The 8,679-nt window shown below is 62.8% G+C and carries 8 protein-coding genes and 2 pseudogenes; 9 read left to right on the top strand and 1 reads right to left on the bottom strand.

Features of this window, described 5'->3' with window-relative positions; translation table 11 throughout:
* Positions 1–2,488: pseudogene (locus AHiyo1_RS01285) on the top strand (hypothetical protein); the annotation flags it as partial.
* 195 nt (positions 2,489–2,683) lie between these two features.
* Here the strand turns inward: AHiyo1_RS01285 and AHiyo1_RS01290 are convergent.
* Positions 2,684–4,101 (bottom strand): annotated as a pseudogene (locus tag AHiyo1_RS01290) (GH1 family beta-glucosidase); the annotation flags it as partial.
* A gap of 388 nt (positions 4,102–4,489) precedes the next feature.
* Between AHiyo1_RS01290 and rpsJ the strand changes: the two are divergent.
* From rpsJ to rpsC, 8 genes are all read left to right on the top strand, one after another.
* A complete protein-coding gene (rpsJ, locus tag AHiyo1_RS01295) occupies positions 4,490–4,798 on the top strand; it encodes a 30S ribosomal protein S10 (protein WP_003803825.1) in 309 nt (102 codons plus the stop codon).
* A gap of 18 nt (positions 4,799–4,816) precedes the next feature.
* Complete coding sequence (gene rplC, locus AHiyo1_RS01300; RefSeq protein WP_059387360.1) at positions 4,817–5,467, top strand: 50S ribosomal protein L3; 651 nt, start codon at positions 4,817–4,819, stop codon at positions 5,465–5,467.
* A gap of 4 nt (positions 5,468–5,471) precedes the next feature.
* Positions 5,472–6,089, top strand: coding sequence for a 50S ribosomal protein L4 (gene rplD, locus AHiyo1_RS01305; protein WP_059387361.1), 618 nt, complete (start codon positions 5,472–5,474; stop codon positions 6,087–6,089).
* Positions 6,086–6,391 (top strand): 50S ribosomal protein L23, encoded by a 306-nt coding sequence (gene rplW, locus AHiyo1_RS01310; RefSeq protein ID WP_059387362.1) that lies wholly within the window; start codon positions 6,086–6,088, stop codon positions 6,389–6,391. Before rplD ends, rplW begins: the two co-directional genes overlap by 4 nt.
* Before the next feature lie 29 nt (positions 6,392–6,420).
* Positions 6,421–7,260, top strand: a complete 840-nt coding sequence (gene rplB, locus AHiyo1_RS01315) for a 50S ribosomal protein L2 (RefSeq protein ID WP_028265104.1) — start codon at positions 6,421–6,423, stop codon at positions 7,258–7,260.
* Positions 7,261–7,272: 12 nt separating this feature from the next.
* Entirely contained in the window at positions 7,273–7,554 is a 282-nt protein-coding gene (rpsS, locus tag AHiyo1_RS01320) for a 30S ribosomal protein S19 (protein WP_018773666.1), read from the top strand.
* Between the two features lie 38 nt (positions 7,555–7,592).
* The gene (gene rplV / locus AHiyo1_RS01325) at positions 7,593–7,958 is read left to right on the top strand and encodes a 50S ribosomal protein L22 (RefSeq protein WP_028265103.1); all 366 of its coding nucleotides are present in this window, start codon (positions 7,593–7,595) and stop codon (positions 7,956–7,958) included.
* Positions 7,959–8,679, top strand: a 721-nt coding sequence (gene rpsC / locus AHiyo1_RS01330) for a 30S ribosomal protein S3 (RefSeq protein ID WP_059387363.1), incomplete at its 3' end; no start/stop codon positions are given.

Consider the following 8,679-nt stretch of genomic DNA (forward strand, 5'->3'; position numbering starts at 1 on the left):
CAGTGTCCCGGCAGCGACGGCGGCGGTAGTGCCGGAGACTCCCGAGCGCCTTGCCGCCGTCGTCCTGGCGTTCCTCGCCGCAGTGACGTTTCAGTTGCTATTGGAGGCTGCGCTGGTCCGCTCGGGTGTCAGCACCTTCGCGCCGACCGCCTGCCTCGCAGCCTTTGCCGGTACCGGCATGGCAGCGCTGCCTTTGCTTTTTTTGCTGGACCAAGCATCGGGCCAGCCCCTCACTGTATCGGCCGTGGTGATTCATGTCCTTGCAGTCGCTTTGCTCGGCTTGACGCTGTTCCCGAAAGCTGTGGGCGACGCCGTGAGGACCGGAAGGGTGGTCGAGTTCCTCGCCCCGGCGGCATTTGCCTGGTCGGGGGCGTTGTCCTTCGGGGCAGTGTCCGTGTCGTTGGGAAACACGGTGTTGCTCGTCGGTGCGCTGTACTTCGCCGTTCAGGCGCTCCGCCTTCCCCGCACCCTGCATCGCCGCAGCTATTGGTGGGCAGCCCGTGCGCTCGTCACCCTGCTCGCCGGCACAGGCTATCTGCAGCTGCTCCGGGACGGAGGCGATTTGGTGGTGGCGGGGGAGAGGCTTCAACTTGCCACCGTGGTGTTCGTCGCCTTGACAGTCCAACTGATTCCGCCCCTCGTGGAGGCGGTCCGCGGTATTGACCGGGGCCTTGCGACAGTCGATTCCGCCGTGGTGCTCCCCTTCATGGCCGGCGCAGTCGCCGTCGTCAGCGTCTCCGGGAGGTACTCCGACGGCTCCGTGGCCGGAAGCTGGCAGGCGGTGGCGATCTCGATCACCATGGCGGCGTCGGCTGTGGCGGCGGGGTTCCTGCTTCGCACCGAGGCCGCCTCCGCGGTCTTCGCGCCGGCGACGTTGGCGCTCTTGCTATTGCTTCGCGGTGGGCACATTCACGAGGTCGAGGCTTTGCTTGCCATCTTCGCCGTATTCAGCGGCGTCATGGTCGCTGCGGTGCCCGCGCGCATGGCGAAGGGCGTCTACTTCATCGCCGCCAGGATTCTCACGGCCGCCGTTGCCGCGGTATTTGCCCACGACGTATCAGCCTCCGCCACGGCGGTGTCGCTGACTTTCGCGGGAGTCCTGGTGTTGCAGCACATCATCCGCGGGCTCATGCGGAACCGATTGCAGCAGATTCCCTTCCAACAAGCAGCAGTGTGGGTGACGCTCAGCGCGCAAGCAGTGCTGCCGGCGACGTACCTTTCGTCTGTGTCTCAGCCGGAAGCCCACGACGGCGGCCGCTGGGTGCTGCTGCTTGAGCTGGCCGTGCTGTTGGTTTCCGCCGTGGTCGCTCATCGGATCTTCACCGCCCGAGGCGCTGTGTATTTCACCATTCCGGCGTCGATTGCAGTGGTGGTGGCGGCCGGACCCGAGGTGTCCTTCCCTCCCGGGACCTGGCTGGCCGAACCCTTGCTGGGCCACACGGCGGTGCCCCTGGTGCTGCTCGCTATGTCACTCGTGGTGACTTGCGTGAGGCTACTCGTCCAACCAGGAAGCGGCGTCCCTGAACGTTGGTTCTGGCTGGCGGCGTCGCTGGCCTTCGGCGGTGCCGGAGGGGTGGCGTCCGTTGATGTATCGGACACCGCCATGGGAATGGCTGGACTGGTGCTGGCGGTGGTCTGCTTCGTGGCCTCCCACGTCGAGGGAATGCCGGGCTTCTACCCGCTTGCCTCCGCCGCGAGCCTCGTTGGTGCTACGGTCTTGGCTGCTTCGGTCCTGGATGACGCTCGGCCCCTGTGGCTGTCTGGGGCTCAATGGGAGGATTTCCTGCCGTGGCTCCTGGGCTGCGCAGGATCGGCCGCTGTGCTTTACGCTGTCCGTTGGTCCCGGATCCCGGGCGTGGGATCGCACCCAGTGCGCAAGTTGTCGCTCGCTGTAACAGCAGGAGGGGGATTTGCCCTGGCCGCAGCTGCAGGCCTACTGCACGATGACACCGCTGTGGCAGGAACGTGCTTGCTCGGCGCTGCCGTGGCCGTGGCTTTCCTCGAGGTACCACGCGCCATCAGATTCGCTGTCGCGGAGCTCGGTGCGGTGCTGGTGCTCTCAGCCGCACAGCGGGCGGTCCTCTTCGTCCATGGAGCCAGGCCCGAGTTCTTCTGGGTGGTGCAGTGGTTCGCGGTCCTGGGTGCGGTTTTGGCAGGGGTGCGCTATTACGTTGGGGACACGCTGGAGGGGCGTATCAGAGGGGGGATCGCTTCAGGCTTGTTGTCCTTCGGAGGCCTCCTCTCGATAGTGCCAGGAAGCCTCTTCCCGGGCACTGTGCCACAGCAGCTATGGGTCCTCGTCGGATTTGCGGTGCTAGTGCTTGCCGGACTTGTCCTCGCCGAGCGCACGTTCGTGTGGTGGGGTGCCGTGGGTGTTGCGCTCAGCGTGATGTGGGCCCTTCGTTCCTATGCCTTCGCGATGCTCGCCGTGATCGCCTTGGCATTGATTGTCCTTGCGGTCTGGCGCCTCAACAGGACTGCGCCCTGATACCGTTGCCTCAAGGGAGGAATGCGAAATGGGAACGCTGATTTTTCTGGTCTTGGTGGTTGTTGTGGTAGCCGGGGTGTTGTGGGGAAGGAAATACTTCCGCCGCGAGATCGAGCGCGCCAAGCGCATCAATCGGGCGAACAGGAAAGACTGATTTAGCACAATCGGTCCACAAAGTGACTTCGAATCAGCCCGTCGCGCCTTGCTCAAGGACTGGTACCAGTAGTACGAGTCCTTGGGGGTTCTCTCGAGGGTATCGAAATCAACGTGCACCAGGCCGAACCGCTGCGAATAGCCTGCGGCCCATTCGAAGTTGTCCAGTAGCGTCCAGACGTAGTAGCCGAGAAGGTCGACGTCGTGGGCGATCCCGCCGGGGGCAGTGGCCCTCAAGGCCTGGCCAAGGTGCGAGGCAAGATAGCTGATGCGGTCGGCGTCGTGCACCGGACCCTGGGTGTGGTCCGGTTCCGGAAAGCTCGCGCCGCTCTCCGTGATGAACAGCGGAGGCAGCGCTGCTCCGTAGCGGTCCTTCAGTTCCCGCAGCAGGATTCCGAGGTGTTCGGGAGCCACGGGCCAACCGAATCCTGTCGTCTCGTATTCGGGAAACGCCGCCAGATGGAACGGCAGCTTGGCCATCATGTCCGGGGTGTTCCAGTGGGCGGTTCCGTCGCCGCGGCCCGAGGCCACCTTGACGGGGTAGTAGTAGTTCAGGCCGTAGAAATCCAACGGTTGGTGGATGGTTTTGAGGTCCTCGTCGCGGACCTTGCCCAAGGCCCGGAACCAAGGCCTTACCTGGAGCGGCGGCTTTGGGTACTTCCCCAGGAGGATGGGATCGGCGTACACCCGGTTGAAGATGAGGTCGAAGCCTTGGCCATGAGACCGTCTGCAAGCCGCTTGCTTGCGGGCCGGACCGGAGAGTGGACATTGGCGACGCCGACAGTTCCCGCCACGCCTGCGGCGCGGAGCGCCTGGACGGCGAGGCCGTGCCCCAGCAACTGGTGGTGGGCAGCCGGCAGGGCATCGAAGAGCAGCCGCCTGCCGGGAGCGTGGACACCGAGCGCATAACCTTGCAACGCGACTGAAACCGGTTCGTTGAGGGTGACCCATTGCGCCACGCGGTCACCGAAGCGGTGTGCGGCCGCGGCGGAGTATTCGGCGAACCGTTCCGCAGTCGCCCGATTCAGCCAGCCGCCGTCGTGCTCCAACGGCAGGGGAGTATCCCAATGGAACAAGGTCACCATGGGGGAGATCCCGGCCTTCAGGAGCTTGTCGATCAGGCGGTCGTAGAAATCCAGGCCCTGTTGGTTGATGGGTCCCTTGCCGCCGGGTTGGATTCGCGGCCAGGAGAGGGAGAACCGGTAGGAATCCACGCCCAGGTCCTGCATGAGGGCAATGTCCTCGTCCGTGCGGTTGTAGTGGTCGCAGGCGACTGCAGGGGAGTGCCCGTCGACGATCGCGCCCGGTTTCTCGGCAAACGCGTCCCAGCTCGACGGTCCGCGTCCGTCCGCCGTGAGCGAGCCCTCGATCTGGAAGGCCGCGGCAGCGACACCCAAAGTGAAGTCCGGCCGGATGCGGCCTGCAAGATCCCCCACAGTGGCAGCATCTTGGACGGTCATGCCCCCATCATCCCGAGCGCAGGTGCCGATGGCAATGGTCAGGGAGGCCCGATTGGCTTATGCCGGGGAATTCCGGCATACTAGGTGAGTTGTTCAAGCGCTTCTTCGCGTCCCGATCCGGATAATGCCGGGTGTCAGGGTCCAAGCTGAAGCCCAAACATAACCCAGATCCCCAAAGGAATACGGACGCGTTTGCGTGGAAATCGCGACACGCCCGACCGCGGGGGTCGGTTACACCGGCAAGTTGAGGAACCCGGATCCCTCCGGATTCAGCTTGTGCGGCGGGTGGTAGTACTACTTCAAATGCTTCGGCAGCCACATACAACACGTAAGTGAACAGGGCAGCCTTTATTCGAGGGCAGCACAGACTGAAAGAGAGTCAGGCGACATGGCGGGACAAAAAATCCGCATCCGGCTGAAGTCATATGACCACGAGGTCATTGATGTTTCAGCGCGGAAGATCGTTGAGACGGTCACGCGCGCAGGCGCAACGGTAGTGGGCCCCGTGCCGCTGCCGACGGAGAAGAACGTGTACTGCGTTATCCGCTCTCCCCACAAGTACAAGGACAGCCGTGAGCACTTTGAAATGCGTACTCACAAGCGTCTGATCGACATCATCGACCCCACGCCGAAGGCTGTTGACTCGCTTATGCGTCTCGACCTGCCGGCCGACGTGAACATCGAAATCAAGCTGTAGGGAGGTGCTGAGAAAACTATGACCGCAACCCGTAACGTAAAGGGCCTGCTGGGCACGAAGCTCGGCATGACCCAGGTCTGGGACGAGAACAACAAGCTCATCCCGGTAACTGTCGTCCAGGCTGACTCCAACGTCATCACCCAGCTGCGCAACGCAGAGACTGATGGCTATGTCGCCGTTCAGATCGGCTACGGCCAGATCGATCCCCGCAAGGTCACCAAGCCGCTGGCTGGTCACTTTGAAAAGGCTGGCGTAACTCCTCGCCGCCACGTCGTCGAACTGCGCACTGCAGACGCCGCGTCTTACGAACTGGGCCAGGAGCTTTCTGTTGAGCTCTTCGAAGCCGGTCAGAAGATCGACGTCGTCGGCACCAGCAAGGGTAAGGGCTTCGCCGGTGTTATGAAGCGTCACGGCTTCCACGGTGTTGGAGCCTCCCACGGTGCGCACAAGAACCACCGCAAGCCCGGTTCAATCGGTGGCGCATCCACCCCGAGCCGCGTCTTCAAGGGTCTGAAAATGGCCGGTCGCATGGGCGCAGAACGTCACACCACGCTGAACCTCACGGTTCACGCTGTTGACGCCGAGAAGTCGCTGCTCCTTATCAAGGGTGCCGTCCCCGGTGCCCGCGGCCAGGTCGTCCTCGTACGCACCGCCGTGAAGGGAGCCTAGTTAAATGACTAGCACTGTCAAGGTAGACCTGCCTGCAGAGATCTTCGACGTCCAGACCAACGTGCCGCTGCTGCACCAGGTCGTCGTCGCACAGCTCGCTGCTGCTCGCCAGGGTACCCACAAGACCAAGACCCGCGCCGAAGTTTCCGGTGCAGGCCGCAAGCCGTTCAAGCAGAAGGGCACCGGCCGCGCCCGTCAGGGTTCCATCCGTGCTCCTCACATGACCGGTGGTGGCATCGTCCACGGCCCGACGCCGCGTGACTACAGCCAGCGGACCCCCAAGAAGATGAAGGCTGCCGCACTGCGTGGCGCCCTGTCCGACCGCGCCCGTAACGGCCGCATCCACGTCGTTTCTGAACTGGTTGCCGGCACCAAGCCGTCCTCCAAGGCAGCACTGGCCGCGTTGCGTGCAGTCTCCGAGCGTCGGAACCTGCTCGTTGTTATCGAGCGCGCCAACGATGTTGCCGCACTTTCCGTGCGCAACCTCGCAGATGTTCACGTTCTGTACGCAGACCAGCTGAACACCTACGACGTGCTGGTTTCCGACGACGTTGTCTTCACCAAGGCTGCGTTCGAGGCTTTCATCGCTGACAAGGCAAAGAACGAGGAGGATGCCAAGTGAGTGCAGCCACCATCAAAGACCCGCGCGACGTCGTCATTGCACCCGTCGTTTCGGAAAAGAGCTACGGCCTGATCGACGAGGGCAAGTACACCTTCCTGGTGGACCCCCGCTCGAACAAGACCGAGATCAAGCTGGCCGTGGAGAAGATTTTCTCCGTCAAGGTCGAATCGATCAACACCATCAACCGTGCCGGTAAGCGCAAGCGGACCAAATTCGGCTGGGGACAGCGCAAGAGCACCAAGCGTGCAATTGTCACCCTCAAAGAAGGCACAATCGACATCTTCGGCGGTCCGCTCGCGTAGCGGAGACCACTTTAACGAGGAAATGAATTATGGGAATCCGTAAATACAAGCCGACTACCCCGGGCCGTCGCGGCTCGAGCGTAGCCGACTTCTCCGAAATCACGCGATCGACTCCGGAAAAGTCGTTGCTGCGTCCGCTGCACAAGACTGGCGGCCGTAACAACACCGGTAAGATCACTACCCGTCACAAGGGTGGTGGCCACAAGCGCCAGTACCGTCTGATCGACTTCCGTCGCCACGACAAGGACGGCGTCAACGCCCGCGTTGCCGAAATCGAGTACGATCCGAACCGCACGGCTCGCATCGCCCTCCTGCACTACGTTGATGGCACCAAGCGTTACATCATCGCCCCGAACAAGCTGTCCCAGGGTGACTTCGTCGAGGCTGGCCCCGACGCTGACATCAAGCCGGGCAACAACTTGCCGTTGCGCAACATCCCGGTTGGTACCACCATCCACGCAGTTGAACTGCGTCCGGGTGGCGGCGCCAAGATGGCCCGTTCCGCAGGTGCTTCGGTTCAGCTCGTCGCCAAGGAAGGCCGTTTCGCCCAGCTGCGTCTGCCCTCCGGTGAAATCCGCAACGTTGACGTGCGCTGCCGCGCTACCGTCGGCGAGGTCGGCAACGCCGAGCAGTCGAACATCAACTGGGGTAAGGCCGGCCGTATGCGCTGGAAGGGCGTTCGCCCGACCGTCCGTGGTGTCGCCATGAACCCGGTCGATCACCCGCACGGTGGTGGTGAAGGTAAGACTTCCGGTGGACGTCACCCGGTCAACCCGAACGGTAAGCGTGAAGGCCGCACCCGCCGCCCCAACAAAGAGAGCGACAAGCTTATTGTTCGTCGCCGCCGTACTGGCAAGAACAAGCGATAGGAGCCTGGACACATGCCACGCAGCCTGAAAAAAGGTCCTTTCGTAGACCAGCACCTCTTTGTGAAGGTCGCCAGGGAAAACGAAAAGGGCACCAAGAACGTCATCAAGACCTGGTCCCGCCGTTCGATGATCGTCCCGGACATGCTGGGTCACACGATTGCCGTTCACGACGGACGCAAGCACATTCCGGTGTTTGTCACTGAGTCGATGGTCGGGCACAAGCTCGGCGAATTCGCTCCCACGCGGACATTCCGCGGCCATGTCAAGGACGACCGTAAGGGCAAGCGCCGCTAAGGCGCTCGCTCTACGGCTAAGACGAGAGAAGGAAAGCAATGGAAGCCAAGGCTATTGCGCGTCACATCCGCGTAACGCCTATGAAGGCCCGGCGCGTCGTCAACCTTGTTCGTGGTAAGCAAGCGAATGAGGCTCTGGCAATTCTGAAGTTCGCCGAACAGGCAGCTTCGGAGCCGGTATTCAAGGTAGTTCAGTCGGCAATGGCAAACGCACGGGTCCTCGCGGACCGCGACGGCGTTGCCTTTGACGAAGGAGACCTCTACATCAGCGAAGCGTTTGTTGATGAAGGCCCGACCATGAAGCGGTTCCAGCCGCGTGCTCAGGGTCGCGCATTTCAGATCAAGAAGCGCACGAGCCACATCACCGTGGTAGTCGCTACCCCGGAGAAAGAGGAGGCTCGCTAAGTGGGACAGAAAGTAAACCCGCACGGGTTCCGACTCGGCATCACCACCGATCACGTATCGCACTGGTTTGCTGACAGCACCAAGGCTGGCCAGCGGTACAAGGACTTCGTTCGCGAAGACATCCGCATCCGCCAGCTCATGTCCACGGGCATGGAGCGCGCTGGCATCGCCAAGGTCGAAATCGAGCGCACCCGTGACCGTGTCCGCGTGGACATCCACACGGCCCGCCCGGGTATCGTCATCGGCCGCCGCGGCGCAGAAGCAGACCGCATTCGCGGCGAGCTCGAGAAGCTCACCGGCAAGCAGGTCCAGCTGAACATCCTCGAGGTCAAGAACCCCGAGATGGAAGCCCAGCTTGTTGCCCAGGGCGTTGCTGAGCAGCTGACTTCCCGCGTGGCTTTCCGCCGTGCGATGAAGAAGGCCATGCAGTCCGCACAGCGTGCGGGTGCCAAGGGTATCCGTATTGCTTGCTCCGGTCGACTGGGTGGCGCAGAAATGTCCCGCTCGGAGTTCTACCGCGAAGGCCGTGTGCCCCTGCACACCCTGCGTGCGAACATCGACTACGGCTTCTACGAAGCCAAGACCACCTTCGGCCGCATCGGCGTGAAGGTCTGGATCTACAAGGGCGACGTCACTGCCAAGGAACTGGCTCAGCAGGCAGCTGCTGCTCCGTCCCGTGGCCGTGGTCCGAGCGACCGCCCGGGCCGCCCGGGTGGCGCCG

Origin of the sequence: Arthrobacter sp. Hiyo1 (assembly GCF_001263615.2) — a bacterium.
Lineage (GTDB): Bacteria > Actinomycetota > Actinomycetes > Actinomycetales > Micrococcaceae > Arthrobacter.

Coding starts and splice junctions, on each gene's coding strand:
- rpsJ (WP_003803825.1), top strand. CDS start 4,490: ATGGCGGGACAAAAAATCCGCATCCGGCTGAAGTCATATGACCACGAG.
- rplC (WP_059387360.1), top strand. CDS start 4,817: ATGACCGCAACCCGTAACGTAAAGGGCCTGCTGGGCACGAAGCTCGGC.
- rplD (WP_059387361.1), top strand. CDS start 5,472: ATGACTAGCACTGTCAAGGTAGACCTGCCTGCAGAGATCTTCGACGTC.
- rplB (WP_028265104.1), top strand. CDS start 6,421: ATGGGAATCCGTAAATACAAGCCGACTACCCCGGGCCGTCGCGGCTCG.
- rpsS (WP_018773666.1), top strand. CDS start 7,273: ATGCCACGCAGCCTGAAAAAAGGTCCTTTCGTAGACCAGCACCTCTTT.
- rplV (WP_028265103.1), top strand. CDS start 7,593: ATGGAAGCCAAGGCTATTGCGCGTCACATCCGCGTAACGCCTATGAAG.